The sequence below is a fragment of the Parabacteroides sp. CAG:2 genome (genome assembly GCF_000436315.1).
Lineage (GTDB): Bacteria > Bacteroidota > Bacteroidia > Bacteroidales > Tannerellaceae > Parabacteroides > Parabacteroides distasonis.
The window spans coordinates 1-19,762 of sequence record NZ_FR885275.1 but is presented as its reverse complement, the minus strand read 5'-3'; the positions used below and the strand labels follow the sequence as shown (position 1 = coordinate 19,762).

Sequence of the window (19,762 nt, the reverse complement as noted above, 5' to 3'; positions counted from 1 at the left end):
GTCTTTTTATTTTTATGATTTGTTTTTCTCGAAATCCTCGATGACTTCTTTTAATATAGGTAGATGACTATGTTGTACATCCTTCGCTGCCGTGAGGAAAGTGACAACCGGATGCTTCTCGATCTCTCGTAAGAAAGGAATGAAATCCGGGTTCTGCTTGATCTCCATCCCGTAGCGACCTTGGAATACTTCCCAATGCCTGTCTTTATCCTCGTGGAACCATTGGCGTAACTCCTTAGATGGAGTGATGTCTTTTCTCCATTCGTCAAACTTCGCATCCTCTTTCTTCAGTCCTCTGGGCCATAGCCTGTCGAGAAGAATGCGATAACCATCCGCCTCACTTGGCTCCTCATAAATCCGTTTTAAAAGAATCTTTACCATAAGAAGTCTCATTTTGTGGTAAAACAGTAGAAAGAGGGATATTGTTGAGCCTTTCTTTAGGAACGGTATTTTTGCCATTATTCAATTTTCTTGAAAAAAATCGTTTTTTTGTTTAGTACATCTTTTGTCTCAACTGTATTAATTATAGAAACAAGAAAAAATGGAAATAAACGAAGACATATTGATCCGATACATCGATGGGATGTTGACCGAGGAGGAAGCTGCGGAGGTGAAAAACTGGCGGGCCGCCTCTCTAGAAAACGAGAAACTGTTGGAGCAGGTCTATTTTACGACTCAAGTGGCAAGTCGCCTAAAAGTCATGCGGACCGTGAACCCGGACGAGGCGTTGTCTCGTTTTAAATCAAGAATCCATAAGAAAGAGAAAAGATTAGCTTTAAGACAAGTGTTAGGTGTTATTCAACGGGCTGCGGCCGTGTTATTCATTCCAGTCTTTCTTTTATCCGCTTATTTGTTCATACAGCAGGGTCAAGGGAACGTGCGTACGCTAGCCGTACGCACGAATCCTGGGGTGGTTTCGGCGTTCGATTTACCTGACGGTTCTAAGGTTTGGCTGAATGCCAATAGCGAATTGAGATATCCTTCGGACTTCAATGCGGATACCCGTACGGTGGAATTAACCGGACAAGGATATTTCGAGGTGACGAAGAATGCCCATAAGCCTTTTATTGTGAAAGCGGATAAAGATTACTCGGTAGAGGTGTTGGGAACTTCTTTCAATGTATCCGCTTACAAAGACGAGAGTATGATAGAGACCACCTTGGTAGAGGGATCGGTAAAGCTGAACGTCGTGTCCGGAGGAAAGCGAATGACACAGATGTTGAAGCCAAACGAGAAAGCCGAGTATCAAAAGGGCGCTGGCAAGATCAAGGTGTTCGGCGTGAATACCGAATATGACACGGCTTGGAAGAACGGGGAGATTATCTTCAGGAACCATCCGATGGATAAAGTATTGAAAACGCTGGAACGTCATTATCATGTAGTATTCGAGGTAAAAGATAACGAGATACTCAAGTCCATAATAACAGCCCGTTTCAAGGACGAGCAATTGCCTCAAGTATTGGAATACCTGAAATTGGCGTCGGGAATCCAGTATGCGATACATAAACCTACCGTTAAGGACAGTGGATCGGGAACCTCAGTCGTGGAAATATCAAAATGAGAAATAATGTGTAACCTTCTAAAATACGTCTGCCCATGAAGAAAGAATAAACAAGGATTAAAAACATACGGAAGAATATTGGCGTATTCTCCCGTACGAAAAGTCAAGAAGAGCTGTTGGCGCAGCTACAAATAACTTTATTATAAATAGTAACACTACAAAAATATGAATAAAATTGTAACCTTAAATGCTTTAAGGGGGAATAGTTATTCTCTTTTTCGAAAAATTCCGTTAATGATTAACATGGGGGTATGCGCATTCTGTTTGGTACCGGCCATGGTTTTCGCAGAGAACACGCATGAAGTCACAGTCTTAAACGCTCAACAACAGACACGAAAAGCAGTCGGTGTCGTTACGGACAAAACGGGCGAGGCTATTATCGGTGCTAACGTAATTGTCAAAGGAACTACCAACGGTACCATCACGGATATGGATGGCCGTTTCGAGTTGGATGTTCCTAACAATGCGACTTTACAAGTTTCCTATATCGGTTTTAATACGCAAGAGATCGTCTTTACCGGACAACCTTCTATCGAGGTTCAATTGGTTGATGATACGCAAGCCTTGGATGAAGTCGTGGTAACCGCTTTGGGTATCAAGCGAGAGAAAAAGGCTTTGGGATATTCTATGTCTGAATTGAAAGGTGAGTCCCTGACGCAAACCCGTGATGCTAACGTGGCCAACGCTTTGGCTGGTAAGGTAGCAGGTTTGCAGATCAAGCAAAATGGTACCGGTGTCGGTGGTTCCTCTCGTATCGTGATTCGTGGTAATAACTCTATTACTGGTAATAACCAGCCGTTGATCGTTGTGGACGGTGTACCTATCGATAACTTTAGCGGTGGTACGGATGACTATTGGGGTAACGGTAACGTGGATAAAGGTTCCGGTATCTCTGATATCTCCCCGGATGATATCGAGAGTATGTCCGTATTGAAAGGCCCGGCAGCCGCGGCGTTGTATGGTAGCCGTGCAGGTAACGGTGTCGTGATGATCACGACTAAGAAAGGTAGCCAGAATAAAGGTTGGGGCGTAAGTATCAACTCGAATTTCACGGCTGAGAACCCGATGCAAACCCCGAAGTTCCAAGATGTATACGGACAAGGTATCGACGGCGCTTTCGATAATAATAAAGCGACGAGTTGGGGTGCCGTTATGGATGGTTCTCCTAAGGATATGGCGATGGGATCTCATCCCTATGCGGCTAGAGATAATAATCTGTACAAGGACTTTTTGCGCACTGGTACCACTTGGACGAATAGCGTGGATTTGAGTAAGAGCTCCGAGGATATCACTTTCCGTGCCGGTGTGACACGCTTGGATAATAAGGGGGTTGTCCCGAATAGCGGAATGGATCGTACGTCTATTAATTTGCGTTCTACGGCTAAGCTGTCTAAATGGTTATCGGCTGACGTGAAGGTCAATTATGTAAGCCAGCATACGAACAACCGTGTGAAATTAGCGGGCGACCCGGATAATATCTTCCTTAACTATTTAAGTATGCCTCGAAGTGTGGGCTTCTCTGACTATGACGCCTATAAAGATAATGATTGGAAACGTGCGGACGGAAAGCCCGCTGGTTATCTGATCGACACAGGAGCCAACGCCAATAACCCGTATTGGTCCGCTTACCGCAATACGAACAAGGATAAGAAAGACCGTTTTATCGGATTCGCGGCCTTGGATTTCACGTTTACGGATTGGTTGAGCTTGAAGCTTCGCTCTGGTATGGATAATTACACCATCCAGTATGAGACGATTCGTGCGACAGGTAACCCGTATTGGGAGAACAACGGTAGCATGACTGCCAATATGGAGAAATTCACCGAGATCAACTCCGATTTCTTATTGACTGCTAAAGGCAACTGGGATCGATTCGGTATCGTAGGTACGGTAGGTGGTAATATGATGTACCGTAATTCTACATGGTACAAGGAATCATCCGGTGAGTTTGTGATTCCCGATTTCCATGCGATCGCCAACGGTAAGACACATGGTGGTGAGTATACTCGCAACCGTAAACAAATCAACTCGCTATATGCTACGGCATCATTGTCTTGGGACGACTATTTGTATTTGGACTTAACCGCTCGTAATGACTGGTCTTCAACACTTCCGAAAGACAATGACTCTTATTTCTACCCATCGGTAGGTGTTAGCTGGATTTTCACCCAAATGTTGAATAAGATGGGGCATAACACGGGTATTCTTTCTTTCGGTAAGATCCGTGCGTCTTGGGCTCAGGTAGGTAATGATACGGACGCTTATATGCTGCGTGACTATTATAATATCAGTTATGATATTAAAGGGGGTATTTTTAATGCCAGCAACGAGGATTGGATGGCAAATCCAAATTTAAAGAATGAGACGATCAACTCTTGGGAGTTAGGCCTTGAGTTGAAGGCGTTTGAGAATAGGGTTGGTGTCGACGTAGCGTATTATAAAAAGAACGCCAAAGACCAGATCTTAAAGATCGATGTTCCTTCCGCTACAGGGTTCAAGAAAAAGATGATCAACGCCGGTAATATTGAGAATAAGGGTGTAGAGGTTGCGTTTAACGCTACTCCTTATATCTCCGAGAGTGGTTTCCAATGGGATACTCAGTTGAACTGGTCAAAGAATATCAACAAGGTAATTTCATTGACAGATGATACGAAAGAGCAGATCCTTAGTGACGCATCAGTAAGTTTCTTGAAGATCGTCGCTCACGAGGGTGGAGCCTATGGAGATATTTACGGTTACGCTTATCAACGGGATGATAACGGCAACATTATTATCGGTGCTGATGGTGTTCCTTTGAGAACGGACGATATGGTATTGTTGGGTAACAACCAGCCGAAATGGATGATGGGTTGGAGCAATACCTTGTCATATAAGAATTTCGTGTTGAACTTCATGTTCGATATGCGTTATGGCGGTGATGTGTATATGGGATCTATCCGTGCGGGTGCTTCATCCGGTAATTTAGAGATGACGTTGGATGGTCGTGATGGTATGGTTGTTCCGGGGGTATTGGCCGATGGTACTCCCAATACGAAAAGCATTACGGCTCAAGCTTATTGGAATGGTCTTTCTAGCAATAACGTGACAGAGGCTTATATGTACGATGCGACAAACATCCGTTTACGTGAGTTGAGTTTGGGTTATAATTTCCCGAGAACGATGTTGGCGAAAACTCCATTTACTTCCGCTCGCTTGAGTTTCGTGGCTCGTAACTTGTTCATGATTTATAGTAAGACAAAGGGATTCGACCCGGAGGCTGCTTATACATCTGGTAACGCTCAAGGTATCGAGTACGGTTCTATGCCTACTATGAGAAGCTTAGGTTTCAATATTAATCTGGCATTTTAATGAAACATAAATCTAAAAATGGAATTATTATGAAAAGTAGTATAAAGATATTAGCAGCTTGTTCGTTTATGATGCTGGGTGTGACTAGTTGCGACCTGACAGGTATAAATGAGAACCCGGATAAGCCGACAGATGATGTAAATTACAATATGAACGAACCTCGATTGGCCTCTACGCTACGTGGTGGGATGATTATCGATGGTGATGTGGAACAACGCTTGAAGCCTTTGCAAATTGATTTCTACTCTCAAATGTTGATCGATGGCGGTGGCTGGGCAACTAAGAATTATATCCAAAATGACGAGTGGAACAATTTAACATGGCAAGCGTATCTGACACAGATTTCCTCTATCAATATCGTGATCCGTAGTTTGATGGAAAAAGATAAGGACTTATATGCTAATACGATCGCTTTCGCTCGTATCTGGCGTGTGTATATCCATAGCCAGGCTGCGGATAAGTTTGGTCCGATGCCTTTCCCGGCCTATGCTACCGTAGAAGATAATCCTCCTTATAAATCGGTGAAGGATATCTATTATGAATATTTCACGGAATTGGATGAGGCGTTGAATAGCTTCAGCGATAGCGCTGAGCCTATATTCTCGGATGCAGGTATCGACTTGGTCTATAAGAATGACGTTTCTCTTTGGAAAAAATTTGGAAACTCCTTGCGTCTTCGTTTCGCTGTTCGTCTATCTGAGGTGGATCGAGAGAAATGTGTCGCTGAGGCAAATGCCGCTTTGACATCCCCTTGTGGCTTGATCTCAAGTAAGGCCGATAACGCTTATATGCCTCCAAAAGCGGATGGTTCTTGGGGACAAGACTATAACTATACGATGTTCCAGATTACTTGGAGCGGTCCGATCTGTATGTCCAAGTCATTTGAGAAATTAGTGACTAATATCGGTAATATCGATTGGCCTGCCGGCGTGGTAAACCAGACATCCGGAGTTGCGGTATCGAATGTACATCCCGCTAAGGTAGACCCTCGTGCCCCGAAGATGTTCCAGCCGGGTATTGAGAATGGTGATTGGAAGGGTTTGGTATACGGTGCGAAAGCCGAGGAGGCGAATACTGGTATTTATCAGTCTAAGCAATGTGCAGAGATGGGCTTTATTATTAAGGATGGTGCTCCGTATAAATCTCGTCCTTATGACATGTTCCTTTCTGAGGAAGTTGATTTCTTGAAAGCTGAGTTGTTCGCCCGTAATTTGGTCGCCGGTGATGCTAAAGCTGCTTACGAGGCAGGTGTACGTGCTTCCTTCGAGACTTGGGGTGTATCGGGTGATGTTGAGGAGTATTTGGCTTCCACGGAAAAGAATGAGGCTGGTACCAGTGCGAAATATGACGATCAACAAGGCGCGGGCAATACGGCTTTAGAAAAGATCATCACGCAGAAATATATCGCCGGACTTCCAGATTTGGCGCAGGAAGCTTGGAATGACAAGCGTCGTTTGAACTTGCCTCGTTTGGATGTGGCTGTTTATCGAGATCAAGCTGTATACAATAATAGTGATACAAATATCTTGAATCCTCAAAATTTCATCAAACGTATGAAATACCCGATGAAAGAGCAATTGGTAAATGCTGCTGAATATGAGAAAGGCAAATCCATGTTAGGTGGGAAAGGTGATGTGGTTTCGACCCCGATTTGGTGGGATAAGAATTCCAACTATTGCACATCTTCTAAATAAACAGACAGATTGATTATATTGGGCTTTAACAGAAGTTGATGGTTATTCTCGTTTGGAGATACTTATCTGCGAAGAACAGTACTCCAAACGAGAATTTTTTGTAATAATTGAATAGTATTAGATAATAATTCTTACATTTACCCATGATAAATTGTGTGTGTAAATTATGAAATTATATATTTATATCTTCATTCTACTATTATTATGTATATTCCCGCTGGACGCCCAACAGGAACGTTCGGAATCCTATATTCGTATCTCCGCTCCGGTTAGCTTGGCAGGCGCTTTGGATGAGATCGAGAGCCAAACCAATTATTCTTTTATTTATGACGCTCAGGTGATCAATTTATCGGAGAAAGTGCGTAAACCTTTATCCGGGCGTTCGGTTTTCGAGATCTTAAATTTATTGTTTAAGAACACGGAGATCGTCTATACGGTCATGAATGACCAGATCATCTTGAATAAGAAAGAGGCGATAATCCAAATGCAACAAAAGCTGGATGGTAAGGTAAAAGGTATCGTGACCGACCACAAAGGAGAGCCTATTGCTTGCGTGAATGTGGTGGAGAAAGGAACGAGAAACGGTACGATTACGGATATGGATGGCAGCTTTGTCTTGGAGCTTCCCGAGGAGGCTACTTTGGTTTTTTCTTATATCGGTTATCGTTCACGGGAAATTGAGTATGAGGGGCAATTGTCATTGAATGTGCAGTTGGAGGATGACGCCCAGATTTTGGACGAGGTAGTCGTTACGGCTCTTGGTATCGAGAAGAAAGAATCTTCCTTGCCTTATGCCACCCAGTTAATCACAGGTGGGGAATTGGTAAGGGCCAAGGATTTTAATTTTATGAGTACGCTTTCCGGAAAGATGGCCGGACTCCAGATTAACCGGACTTCCGCCGGTCTGGGTAGCTCGTCCCGGGTGATTATTCGAGGTAGTCGTTCCGCGTCCGGAAATAACCAGCCTTTGTATGTGATAGACGGTGTCCCGATCTTGAGCATTAGCAGTGAGCAAGCCTTGACAACGATCGGAGGTACGGCCGATGCCGGCAACCGGGATGCGGGAGATGGTATCTCTAATCTAAATCCCGATGATATAGAGAGTTTGAGTGTCTTGAAAGGGGCTTCGGCCTCTGCGTTGTATGGGGGACAAGCGGCGAACGGTGTGATCTTGATCAAAACGAAAAAAGGTAAGGCCGGGGTACGGAATATTCATTTCTCCTCGTCGCTGACTGTCGATCAAGCGATCAGTCTCCCCAAGTTTCAGAATGAGTTTGGACGGATGGAAGGGGCGGAAACTTGTTGGGGAGACTGGGCTTCTCTTCCGGTCTATGACCCTGTCGGCGATTTCTTCCAGACGGGTATTACCGCTATTAACTCATTGATATTTACGGCAGGGAATAGCCATGTGCAAAATTATTTCTCGTATGCCAATACGACCGCACGGGGTATCGTTCCTAAGAATAATTTAAGCAAGCATAATTTTAATCTCCGTGAAAGTTCTTCTTTCTTTGATGATCGTTTGATCTTGGAGGGGCAGGTAAACTTGATACTCCAAACAATCAAAGGAAAACCTACGGCCGGGGGATTTTATATGAACCCGTTACAAGGTTTATACACGTTTCCTAGAGGGATGGATATGGCGCCTTATAAGGAGAACTTTGAGGTATATAACGAGAAACGGAATATGAACGTCCAGAACTGGTATACTACGATTACTGATTTTGAGCAAAATCCTTATTGGTTGGTCAACCGTACGGAAAACGAGGACAAACGTGCCCGTGTGTTGGCGTTGGCTTCCGCTAGTTTCAAGGTAACAGATTGGCTTACGTTACAGGGCCGTGGAAATATCGATTATGTGAATGATAAGTATCAGCAGGAAATATACGCTTCTACCTCTCCGGGTATCGCCGGTGAGAACGGGCGTTACATTTATTACACCTACCAGACTACGTTGCTCTATGGGGACTTGATGGCCAAATTGAATAAAAGCTGGGATGATTTCTCCTTGAACGCCGCTATCGGTACGAGCATAACGGACACACGCACCAGTGCGTTGAGGCTGGATTCGAAAACGGCTTCCTTGTATTATCCGAATGTCTTTACGATCGCTAATATTAACATGTCGTCCAGTGCCTACATTGAGGAGTCGGATGACGTGCGCCGGCAAATGCAATCCTTTTTTGCTATGGCGCAGTTGGGATATAAGGAAAGCCTTTACTTAGATGTGACCGCACGTAATGACTGGTCATCTACCCTTGCGTTTACGGAACGTAAATCAAGAGGTTTTTTCTATCCTTCAGTCGGTCTTTCTTGGATTATCCCTAAATCCTTCTCGATGCCATCCTTGATATCTTTTGGGAAAGTACGGGCTTCTTGGAGTAAGGTGGGTAATGATATACCCTTATTCGTTAGCAATACGGTAGGCCATATCGCCGCGGGCGGGATTCCCCAGCCGAATGATACGGCTCCGTTCGGTACCTTGAAGCCGGAGATGAGCAGCTCTTTTGAGATAGGTACCGAATGGAAATTCTTTGATTATCGTATGGACGTGGATCTTACGTTCTATAAGACCAATACGAAAAATCAACTCTTCTCTTTGCCTTCTTCCGCTGGAGCCGCATACAAGTATTATTTTGTGAATGCGGGAAATATACAGAATATGGGAGTGGAATTGACGCTTGGTGCGGTTCCTATCTTAACGAATCAGTTTAAATGGAATACGACACTCAACTTTTCCCGGAATAAAAATGAAGTAAAGAAACTACATGATGATTTGGCTAGCTTTATTCAAGGAGATGAAGGATTCTCCTCTAGCTATACGATGCGTTTGGTGGAAGGTGGCTCGTTTGGTGATATCTATGGGAAAGCTTTTGAGCGGGATAAATATGGCGCGATCGTGTATGGTCGGGACGGCTTGCCCCAAGAGATCGGCAGCGGGAATACGGCTAAGGTGGGGAATTGCAATCCGGCGTTCTTATTGGGTTGGGGAAATAGTTTCACGTATAAGGATTTCTCGTTCTATTTCTTGATTGACGGGCATTTTGGGGGAGATGTACTGGCCCAGACTCAGGCTGTGCTTGACCAAACGGGAGTGAGTAAGGTTTCCGGAGAGACCCGTACGATGGGGTATGTGGATTTGGAAGGGCATCATATTTATAACATAAAAGGATTTTATGAGCAGGTGGGAGGACGAAACGGTGTGACTGAATATTATATGTACGATGCTACCAATATCCGTTTGCGGGAGTTATCTTTGGGATATACGCTACCGAAGAGATTGTTGGGAAGGAAACAATTTGTTAAAAAGGCGGAACTGTCTTTTGTCGCCCGGAATCTGTTCTTTATTTATAAAAAGGCTCCATTTGATCCGGATGCCGTCCTTTCGGCGAGCAATAGCAATCAAGGGATCGATATATTCGGGATACCGACTACGAGAAGTGTCGGCTTTAATGTGAAACTTTCATTCTAAGCGTATGAAGACGAGATTTCTGAATAAGATGGCAGGTCTGTTGGCCGTATTACTCCTTTTTTCCTGTACGGGTAAATTCGAGGAGTATAATACCGATAATACGGGTTTTACCGATGAGCAGAAAACGTATGATTATAATACGTTCGGTGTCTGGCTAAAGGTAGTCCAGATGGGGATTTATTTTAATTATGATTGGGGGAGTGGCAAGAACTGGCATTTCCAGACGATGCAAAATCTGAATGCGGATATGTTTTCCGGTTATATGCATGATTTTAAACCCTTCAACGCCGGATTGGGAAATACGGTCTATAATTTGCAGGATGGCTGGAATGGCACGATGTGGGATAATACGTATGGATATATCATGACGGAGATAAAGCAGACGGAAGATCATTCCCGTGATAAATATCCGGCTTTCTATGCGATCGCTAAAATACTGAAAGTAGAGGTCATGCATCGGATCTCGGATTATTATGGCCCGATCGTGTATACGAAGTTCGGGGAGTCGGATGCCGGGGTAATGCCGGATTCCCAGAAAGACGCTTATTATGCTTTTTTCCGGGATTTGGGGGAGGCTATTCACCTGCTGTCTGAATATGATGGAGAGGAAACCTTTTCTCGTTTCGATATGATTATGCCGGCGAATTACAGGACGTTTGGGGAATGGATGCGTTTCGCCAACTCATTACGTTTGCGCTTGGCGATTCGTATCGCTATGGCCGACCCTGATAAGGCGAGGGATGAGGCGCATAAGTCGCTGACACATCCAGCCGGTTTGTTGGAGGAGGCTTATGAGGTCGTCGCAGTTTCTACCGCCGGAACCGGCTACTCGAATCCGCTAGGGGAGATCAATAAGGCGTGGGGAGAGGTTTTTATGAACGCTAATATGGAATCGATCCTTAAGGGATATAAAGACCCTCGGTTATCTCGTTATTTTGAGCCTGCTACCGGACAGGGATATTCCGGGGAGTACCGGGGAATCCGGCAAGGGACAGGATTTAATCATTCCCGCTATAGTGAGCATTCGAGAAGCACGATTACCCAGAAAACGGACGCTATCTTAATGACGCCCGCGGAAGTTTGGTTCTTACGTGCGGAGGCAGCCTTGCGGGGCTGGTCCGGGGAGGACGCCGGGACTTGCTATGAGCAAGGCGTACGATCATCGTTCAGCCAATGGAGGGTAGGAGAGGCCAATGCTTATTTGCGGAGTGATCATGTAGCCGCCGATTTCGTGGATACGTTTACTCCCGAGTATTCGGCGAAGGCGCTTTGCTTGGTGTCTCCGGCATGGGATGAAGAAGCCTCTAGGGAGACCAAGCTGGAGAAGATTATTACCCAAAAATGGATCGCTTGTTACCCCGAGGGCTGTGAGGCTTGGGCGGAGCAGAGGCGTACCGGTTATCCTCGTTTGTTCCCGGTTTTGGTGAATAAAAGCAATGGAAAGATCGATACGCGAACGATGATTCGTCGCTTGAATTTCCCGGTTAGCATTATTTCCGGTAACCCGGCTCAGTATTCCGCCTTGTGTGAGTATCTGGGAGGTCCGGATACCGGAGGTACTCGTTTATGGTGGGATACCGGAGTGAATTTTCGTGATTAACGACTAATTTTTCCTCTTCCTGCCAATATAATACCGAGATTCCCCTAAAAAATACTACCTTTGACATCGAAAATTATAAAAAAAGGGTTTTATGTCTTTAAAACGTTTTGGTGTCTCTTTGGAAGACAATCTGTTGGAATCATTGGATCAATATGTGAATGAGAATGGTTTCGCCAATCGTTCGCAGGCGATTCGTTTTCTGATAGAGAAGAATGTAGCCGAACGTAAATGGCAATGCAACCATATCGTAGCCGGGACGATCGTGATCATGTATGACCAAGTCAAGAAAGAGATCTCATTGAAAATCACGGGTATCCAACAAAATTATAAGGATGTGATTTTGTCGTCTTCCCAGTATTATATCAATCAGAATTTTTGCTTGCATATAGTGACGGTGATGGGAACGGCTCACCGCTTGACAGAATTGTCGGATAAGTTGACGACAATCAAAGGCATTAAGCATGGTAAGTTGGTGATGAGCCGGGCGGATTAATGCTTTTTTTTGCGGGCTTGGTAACACGTTTTTTGGTAAACGTGCCACTACGGGATGTTTAAAATGATAAATATTATAGATGTAAGTAGTATATGAGAAAAGAACTTTTACTAGTTTCCGGACTGTTGATAGGCTCCATGGCGTTTGCGATAGATCCGGCAGAGATTGACAGTCTGATCAATTTGAAAGGGGTGGTGGTTTCCGCCAACAAGATCCATGTGAACCGGAACAGTGTGCCATTATCTATCTCGGTCATCGAACGGGAGGAGATTGAGGCTAGCAGTGAATCGGCGTTGCTTCCCGTATTGTCGGAGCGAGTACCCGGGCTGTTTGTCACGGAAAAAGGGATTACAGGTTTCGGCGTTTCCGAGGGAGCGGCCGGGACGGTTAATATCCGGGGTGTCGGACAGGGTAATAAGGTCTTGATGTTGTTCGACGGACAGCCTCAATGGGCCGGTATATTCGGCCATTCGCTTCCGGATACCTATGTGGCTTCGGACGTGGAAAGGGTGGAGGTGATCCGTGGTCCGGGTGCCTTATTATACGGTTCGAACGCTATGGGAGGTGTCGTGAATATCATTACCCGCCAGCATAATCAGCCGGGACGACGTACACAAGCCCGTATCATGTACGGCTCGTATAACACCCAGAAGTATATGATTAATAATGGGTACAATATCGGTAACTTTAGTAGTTATATCTCATTGAATCATGACCGCACGGATGGACATCGTCCGGATTCGAAGTTTCATATCACGAATGGTTTCGCTAAGTTAGGATATAAGATTGATGATCATTATAAGGTGACGGGAGACGTAAGCTTAGCTAAGTTCAAGAACCAGAACCCGGGAGAGATAACAAATCCGCTTATCGATAATATAATGAATATCCTGCGAGGTACTACCTCCTTCGCTTTAGAAAATAATTACGGGAAGACAAGTGGTGCCCTTCGTGCTTTCTACAACTGGGGCCATCATAGGATTGATGATGGGTATAATCCGGGCGGGACGCCTAATCCTTATCTGTTTTATTCGGACGATCATAACGCCGGTTTCTTGCTTTATCAGTCTTTCCGCTTGGTGAAAGGGAATAGTTTTACGGTCGGTATCGATTACAAGAACTGGGGTGGTAACGCATGGCAGGATAGTATCAATGGCAACCAGAATGAGTTGGTGAATAAGACCGTAAACGAGGTAGCCGGATACGTTATCATGCAGCAGGATCTATTTGACAAGGTAAGTTTGAACGCCGGAGTTCGTTATGAGCATAACAGTATCTTCGGCGGCGAGTGGATTCCGCAGGCCGGCTTCACGGTACGTCCGTTCGAGGGAAACGTGATAAAGGCTTCTTTGTCGAAAGGCTTCCGGAGTCCGAATATACGGGAGATGTACATGTTCCCGCCTCAGAACCCAGATTTGAAACCGGAGCGCATGATGAACTACGAGGTATCCATCGGACAGACATTCTTGGATGGCAACTTGTTTACGGAGTTGACCGCCTTTTTTATCGACGGGCAAGATATGATCGAGACGACACGTATAGACGGACGCCCTAAGAATGTCAATACGGGTACTTTTACCAATAAAGGTATCGAGTTCGATTCCCGCTACCAGATTCTCAAGAATTTAAGCCTCGATATGAACTATAGCTATTTGCATACGAGCAAGGCCCTGCTGGCGGCTCCGGCGCATAAGTTTTTCGCTGGCGTGATGTATGCCCCGGGACGTTTCACTTTCAACGTGAACGTACAATCCATTTTCGACCTTTATATCAATACGGCGGACAAGGTGAAAGAGGATTACACGGTTCTGAATGCGAAGGCAGCCTACCGTTTCGGTACACGTGATAAAGGCTTGAATCTATTTGTCAAAGGAGAGAATTTAACGGCTACCCGTTATTCCATCAACGAAGGATTCCCGATGCCGAAGGCGATATTCATGGGAGGTATAGATGTTACTTTCTAGCGTGGGTAGAAAAAGAACTTCCTCGAATACTCATATCTCCTTGAATTTTATGTCTACTTTCTAATATTTGTTTTATCTTTGCTTCATCAGAGTTTATTTGATTTTGATTAAAAGAATAAAACGTTATATATATGGATGTGAAAAATGATTTGGGTGGAGGAAAGCCCACGTTGCTAATCGCGGAGGATGAGGAAAGTAATTATTTACTTCTGAAGACCATTTTACATAAATATTGTAATTTGATCCGTGCTAAAACTGGTTTGGAAGCTTTGGCTCTCTTTAAGGAAAACGAGGTGGACTTGATCTTGATGGATATAAAAATGCCTGAGATGACGGGTATTGAGTCCTTGAAAGAAATCCGTAAGCTATCGAAAGATATCCCCGTAATCATGCAGTCAGCTTATGTATTCGACTCTGATATGGAAGCCGCTAAAGAAGCCGGGGCTTCCGGTTTTATCACGAAGCCGATCAATCTAAAGGTATTGAAAAATACGATATCGCAGTATTGTTCGTCAATCGTATGGTAAGGATTTATTAAGATGTTTTAGATTTGTATAAACGGCATTTTGCCGTATTTTTTGTTATTTTTGTAGAAAATCGTCAAGAGGACGCTTTACAAATGTATTCTAATCTACAAAAATGGCATGCTTATGATAAAAAAAGAACATCTTGTATCCGACATTTCTAAACTGAAAAAAGTATATAACCAGAGCTTCCCTTGGTTGGTGACCTTAGCGGAAGAAAGCGAGAACGCAAAGTATTTTAAGGATGCTTTGCGTTCTCTTATTTTATCCCGGCTCACGGAAAAGGAAAGTACCCAAGAAAACGTAGGAATGGCGGTGGCGATGCGTATCCTTCTTTTGATTGAGCATGATGATACTTTCGTGGACGAGCTGTCTACGGGCGAGCGTCTTCCGGTGCGGACGGTCACTTATCTTTGGCAGTTCCTGACCGGCCATTTGGAAAATGAGGTCTCTCCTGATTTATTTATCGACCTATACCATCAGTTTGATTTATTGGAACATCCGGTTGAGATCCTGCCGGACCGGGCATTGGTGAAAAGGCAGATGAACCGTTGGCCGACCGGACTCGGCCCGGAGGTGATCGCTATCCGTGAGAGGAACAAGGAGCGTATCATCGCTTGCTTGATCAAGAAGATAGAAAGACGCCATAGCCTTTCGTCACGTTTTCAGTTCGCCGAGGGCATCTCCTATGAGGAGAAAGAGGCTCGGGTACGTGAGTGGTGGAATACTGCTCGTTTCCATTTGTCGATGGCGATCAAGAGTCCTACGGAATTGAACTTCTTTTTGGGATATTCCCTGTCGGATGAGACGATGAGCTTATTGGCCCGTGCCAAAAAGAAGGGGATGCCCTTTTTTGTGACTCCTTATTATCTTTCCCTATTAAATATAGAACATGAGGGGTATGATGACGCTACGGTGCGATCGTACATCATGTACTCGAACGAGCTGGTAGATACGTATGGAAGCATTAAGGCGTGGGAAAAGGAAGACATGGTCGTCGCCGATGAGCCGAATGCGGCGGGCTGGCTATTGCCGGAGGGACATAATATACACCGGAGGTATCCGGAGGTGGCGATCTTGATCCCCGATTCGATGGGGCGTGCTTGCGGTGGATTGTGCGCTTCTTGCCAGCGCATGTATGATTTCCAGAGCGAGCGGTTGAATTTCGATTTCGAGGCCCTGAAGCCTAAGGAGAGTTGGGACCGGAAGTTACGTCGTCTGATGCGTTATTTCGAGGAAGACGCCCAGCTACGGGATATCCTGATAACGGGCGGGGATGCCTTGATGAGCCAGAACGCTACCTTGCGTAAGATATTGGAGGCGGTATATAAGATGGCGGTGCGGAAACGGAAGGCGAACGAGAGCCGTTCGGAGGGCGAGAAGTACGCCGAGCTGCAACGGGTACGGCTAGGTTCCCGGTTGCTGGCTTATCTTCCGCTGCGTGTGACCGACGAGTTGGTCGGTATATTGAGGGAGTTCAAGGAGAAGGCTTCCGCTATCGGTGTGAGCCAGTTCTATATACAAACGCATTTCCAGTCTCCACTGGAGGTGACACCGGAGGCGAGGCACGCTATCGAGGCGATCTTGGCGGCGGGCTGGACGATCACGAATCAGTTGGTTTATACGGTCTCGGCTTCCCGTAGGGGGCATACGGCGAAATTACGGCAGACCTTAAACGCCCTTGGGGTGGTTTGCTATTATACGTTCTCCGTGAAGGGATTCCGGGAGAATTATGCGGTTTATACCCCGAATAGCCGCTCGTTGCAAGAGGCTCGTGAGGAGAAGATCTTCGGGCAGGTGCCGGAGGAGAAACAGGCGGAGTTGTATGATATGATCCGTAACCAGCGTCCTTTAGGCAAGTGCTTGGTTCGTTTCCTGAAGGAGAACGGGTTGCTGTTCGCCGGGACGGATCGTAACGTGTTGAACTTGCCCGCTATTGGTAAGAGCATGACTTTCCATACCATTGGACTGACTTCCGAGGGAAAGCGGATTCTTAAGTTCGATCACGACGGGAGCCGTCGGCATAGCCCGATTATCGATCAAATGGGTGAGGTCTATATCGTGGAGAATAAATCCGTGGCCGCTTACCTTAGGCAATTGAAGGAGATAGGCGAGGATGTCAATGAGTACCGTACGATCTGGAATTATTGCGAGGGAGAGACCGAGCCTCGTTTCAGTATTTATGAATACCCGGCTTATCCCTTTAAGGCCACGGACCGAATGACTAATCTTGAATTATGAATTCTATCCTCATGTGTTTGCCTTGGTTTCGTATATTTTGCTTAATTTTGTTTCATTGAATTTAGAAGGATATGATACAGAACGAAAGAGAAATCAGGCATGAGCTTGTGTTACAGGCCGCACGCCGCATGATGACAGCCGCTCGCACGGCTCCTAAAGGCAAGGGTATTGATATCATAGAGATAGCGATGGTGACGGATGGGGATATCTTGCGCCTGTCCGATGAGATGATCCGGATAGCGGCCGAGACCGGATTCAAGTTCCTGCTTCGTGACGCCGAGAATATAAAGAGTGCCGACGCCGTGGTGATTATCGGTACCTCCCAGAAAGTACAAGGCTTGAACTGCGCCCATTGCGGTTTCGATACCTGCGTGGAGAAGCCGGATTTGGTTCCGTGCGCTATTAATTCCGTCGATCTGGGTATCGCAATCGGCTCGGCTTGCGCTACGGCGGCGGACTTGCGTGTGGATACCCGTGTCATGTTCAGCGCCGGCTTGGCGGCCCAGCGATTGGGGCTGTTGGAAGACTGTAAATGCGTGATGGCGATACCGGTCAGCGCCTCGTCGAAGAACCCGTTTTTTGATCGTAAACCGAAAGAAGAACCGAAAAACTAGAAACAAATGAGTGACTCTATTCTAAAATTTGCGAATAAGCTGGAGATACGTTATTCCTTTAATAATAAATCCAATTATATGGATGCCATGACCAAGCACCGGTGTGAGAAGGAGATTCTTACGCTGATACGTTCCTTGGCGGATATGCTGGACGTGAAGCTGACGGTTTACAACGAGCCTTACGATAAGGAGGGTGGTTTCCGTGAGAAGCTGGGCGTGGCCGGGGAGAGTAGCCGCTCTATCTCTATCGTGTTGAACTTGGTGATGCAGATATTGACCCGTCCCTCCTTGTCGGTGGGTGGACAACCGCTGATGGATCGTACGCCGGCGGACGAGGAGGAGATGCAGCGTGAGCTGTCTAAGTTACGCCGTGAACTACGGCTGAAGACTCCGGGGGCTACGCCTTCACACCGCTTGATCGACCTGTTGAACGCCTCGCCTCGTTTCTGCAAGTGCAAGTCTAATTTCTACGAGGCTTTGAAAGGGTATCCGAAGGTGACGAAAATCTCGGTACGTGAGTTGAACGAGAAGGATCGTAGCCGTTCCGGTTCGCTGGAGGTGAAGCGGGACCAGTTCGATTATTTTATCTTGCGTAGCGACGATCTGCCTACGGTCAAGGATAATAAGGCCACGATAGAGATCATCTCGCCGGTACTGAAAGACAGTAAGTATCGGTGGAAAGGTATCTACAACAAGGGAGGCGAGACGATCGATTTCTATATGCAAGATGAGGATTTCAAGAAACAGATGTTCGAGGACAAGATCTCGTTCACGAGCGGTATGTGCATCGATTGCGTCTTGGAGATCGCTCGCCGTCTGTCGGAGCTAGGAGAGGTGGTCAACGTGAGCTATACCGTGACTACGGTGATACGTACCCGTTTCGATAAGATGGAGATCGTCACCCCTCAAGGCAAGCGGCATCTTCGTAAACTGGAAGCCGCGAAGAAACAGCTTACGCTGGATTTGTTCGGCTAATCCGACAGCGGTATTCCCATCGCTCCCAAACACTACCGTGTTCCCACCTGAACACTGTAGTATTCATCAGCGAACACAATAGTATTCAATCCCGGACATAATAGTCTTTTTGCTTTGAATACTATTGTGTTTTTTCGTAAGGACGGGCAGTCTATACGAGTGTATATTTCCTCGGATAATTGAATAAGATCGCCAATAAGGCGCCTGCTCCCAATAGATACGGGTAGTAAAGATATTGCATGATCTCGATAGGGGAGACATGCCCGAGTCCGGCGGCCATCAACATCTGGGCGCCGTAGGGGATGATTCCCTGTACGAAGCAAGAGAAGATATCCAATAGGCTGGCGCTGCGGCGGGGATCTATCTTGAACCGGTCCGCTATATCCTTGGCGATCGGGCCGGCCATGATGAGGGCGATCGTATTGTTGGCCGTGCAAAGATTGGCGAAGCTCACCAAGGCCGCTATGCTCATCTCGGCTCCCTTGGAGGAATGGATGCGGGAGGTAAGCTTGCGGATGATCCAGTCGATACCCCCGTTATAACGGATCATTTCCAACATGCCTCCTGCCAGAAGCGTCACGATAATCAGCTCGCCCATATTGGTGATACCTAGTCCCATGGAGGCGTTCCAGCCCCAAATATCAAAGCTACCGGTCCACAGACCTACTATACCGGACAGGGCGATCCCCATGAATAGCACCAACATGACATTGATCCCGCAAACGGCGGTTACCAACACCACCAGATAAGGGATCACCTTGACCCATTCGATCGGGGCCGGGGCGTAAGCGTTCTCCACGCCGCTTCCCACCAGCACGTATATCAATCCGGTCAGGATCGCTATCGGGAGGGCGATACGGATATTCACCTTGAACTTATCGGACATCTGGCACCCCTGCGTGCGGGTAGCTACGATAGTCGTATCGGATATGAACGACAGGTTGTCGCCGAACATGGCGCCGCTCACCACGACACCCAGCATAAGGGCGTCCGGCATCCCCGTCTTGTCCGCTATACCGACAGCTACCGGGGCCAAGGCCACGATCGTGCCCACCGACGTACCTACCGAGATGGATATGAAGCAAGCGGCTAGGAAGATTCCGGCCGCCAACAGGTTACCGGGCAGGATGGACATCGCCAGATTCACTGTAGCGTCTACGGCACCCATCGCCTTGGCGGTCTGTGCGAACGCCCCGGCGAGGATGAAGATCAATACCATCAGCATGATATTGCTGTTGGCCGCCCCCCGGCAGAACTGCTCGATACGGTTGCTTAA

13 protein-coding genes are annotated in these 19,762 nt (G+C 46.3%); 11 read left to right on the top strand and 2 right to left on the bottom strand.

The annotated features are described in order from the left end of the window. Nucleotides 1-12: 12 nt before the first annotated feature. Nucleotides 13-381, bottom strand: coding sequence for a DUF488 domain-containing protein (locus QVP94_RS05635; protein WP_005857809.1), 369 nt, complete (start codon nucleotides 379-381; stop codon nucleotides 13-15). 160 nt (nucleotides 382-541) lie between these two features. Between QVP94_RS05635 and QVP94_RS05630 the strand changes: the two genes are divergently transcribed. The 11 genes from QVP94_RS05630 (at nucleotide 542) to QVP94_RS05580 (ending at nucleotide 18,486) form a co-directional block, all read left to right on the top strand. Then, a complete protein-coding gene (locus QVP94_RS05630) occupies nucleotides 542-1,561 on the top strand; it encodes a FecR family protein (RefSeq protein WP_005863089.1) in 1,020 nt (339 codons plus the stop codon). A gap of 165 nt (nucleotides 1,562-1,726) precedes the next feature. Next, complete coding sequence (locus QVP94_RS05625) at nucleotides 1,727-4,909, top strand: SusC/RagA family TonB-linked outer membrane protein (RefSeq protein WP_005857805.1); 3,183 nt, start codon at nucleotides 1,727-1,729, stop codon at nucleotides 4,907-4,909. 29 nt (nucleotides 4,910-4,938) lie between these two features. Further along, nucleotides 4,939-6,603, top strand: a complete 1,665-nt coding sequence (locus tag QVP94_RS05620) for a SusD/RagB family nutrient-binding outer membrane lipoprotein (RefSeq protein WP_005857803.1) — start codon at nucleotides 4,939-4,941, stop codon at nucleotides 6,601-6,603. 166 nt (nucleotides 6,604-6,769) lie between these two features. Further along, the gene (locus tag QVP94_RS05615; protein WP_022192165.1) at nucleotides 6,770-10,075 is read left to right on the top strand and encodes a SusC/RagA family TonB-linked outer membrane protein; all 3,306 of its coding nucleotides are present in this window, start codon (nucleotides 6,770-6,772) and stop codon (nucleotides 10,073-10,075) included. Between the two features lie 4 nt (nucleotides 10,076-10,079). Further along, the gene (locus QVP94_RS05610) at nucleotides 10,080-11,675 is read left to right on the top strand and encodes a SusD/RagB family nutrient-binding outer membrane lipoprotein (RefSeq protein ID WP_005857799.1); all 1,596 of its coding nucleotides are present in this window, start codon (nucleotides 10,080-10,082) and stop codon (nucleotides 11,673-11,675) included. 91 nt (nucleotides 11,676-11,766) lie between these two features. After that, nucleotides 11,767-12,168 carry a nickel-responsive transcriptional regulator NikR gene (gene nikR, locus QVP94_RS05605; protein ID WP_005857797.1) on the top strand — a complete coding sequence of 134 codons (402 nt, stop codon included), beginning with the start codon at nucleotides 11,767-11,769 and terminating at the stop codon, nucleotides 12,166-12,168. Nucleotides 12,169-12,260: 92 nt separating this feature from the next. Continuing rightward, nucleotides 12,261-14,132 (top strand): TonB-dependent receptor plug domain-containing protein, encoded by a 1,872-nt coding sequence (locus QVP94_RS05600; protein WP_005857795.1) that lies wholly within the window; start codon nucleotides 12,261-12,263, stop codon nucleotides 14,130-14,132. A 131-nt stretch (nucleotides 14,133-14,263) separates the two neighbouring features. Further along, nucleotides 14,264-14,659, top strand: a complete 396-nt coding sequence (locus tag QVP94_RS05595; RefSeq protein ID WP_005857793.1) for a response regulator — start codon at nucleotides 14,264-14,266, stop codon at nucleotides 14,657-14,659. Between the two features lie 123 nt (nucleotides 14,660-14,782). Then, nucleotides 14,783-16,897 (top strand): KamA family radical SAM protein, encoded by a 2,115-nt coding sequence (locus QVP94_RS05590; protein WP_005857791.1) that lies wholly within the window; start codon nucleotides 14,783-14,785, stop codon nucleotides 16,895-16,897. 71 nt (nucleotides 16,898-16,968) lie between these two features. Further along, complete coding sequence (locus QVP94_RS05585) at nucleotides 16,969-17,511, top strand: ferredoxin domain-containing protein (protein WP_005857789.1); 543 nt, start codon at nucleotides 16,969-16,971, stop codon at nucleotides 17,509-17,511. A gap of 6 nt (nucleotides 17,512-17,517) precedes the next feature. Further along, nucleotides 17,518-18,486 (top strand): hypothetical protein, encoded by a 969-nt coding sequence (locus tag QVP94_RS05580; protein WP_009275018.1) that lies wholly within the window; start codon nucleotides 17,518-17,520, stop codon nucleotides 18,484-18,486. A gap of 151 nt (nucleotides 18,487-18,637) precedes the next feature. On the opposite strand, the gene QVP94_RS05575 is transcribed toward QVP94_RS05580, so the two are convergent. Further along, nucleotides 18,638-19,762 (bottom strand): Na+/H+ antiporter NhaC family protein (locus QVP94_RS05575; protein WP_288213181.1); only part of this gene is annotated, 1,125 nt, incomplete at its 5' end.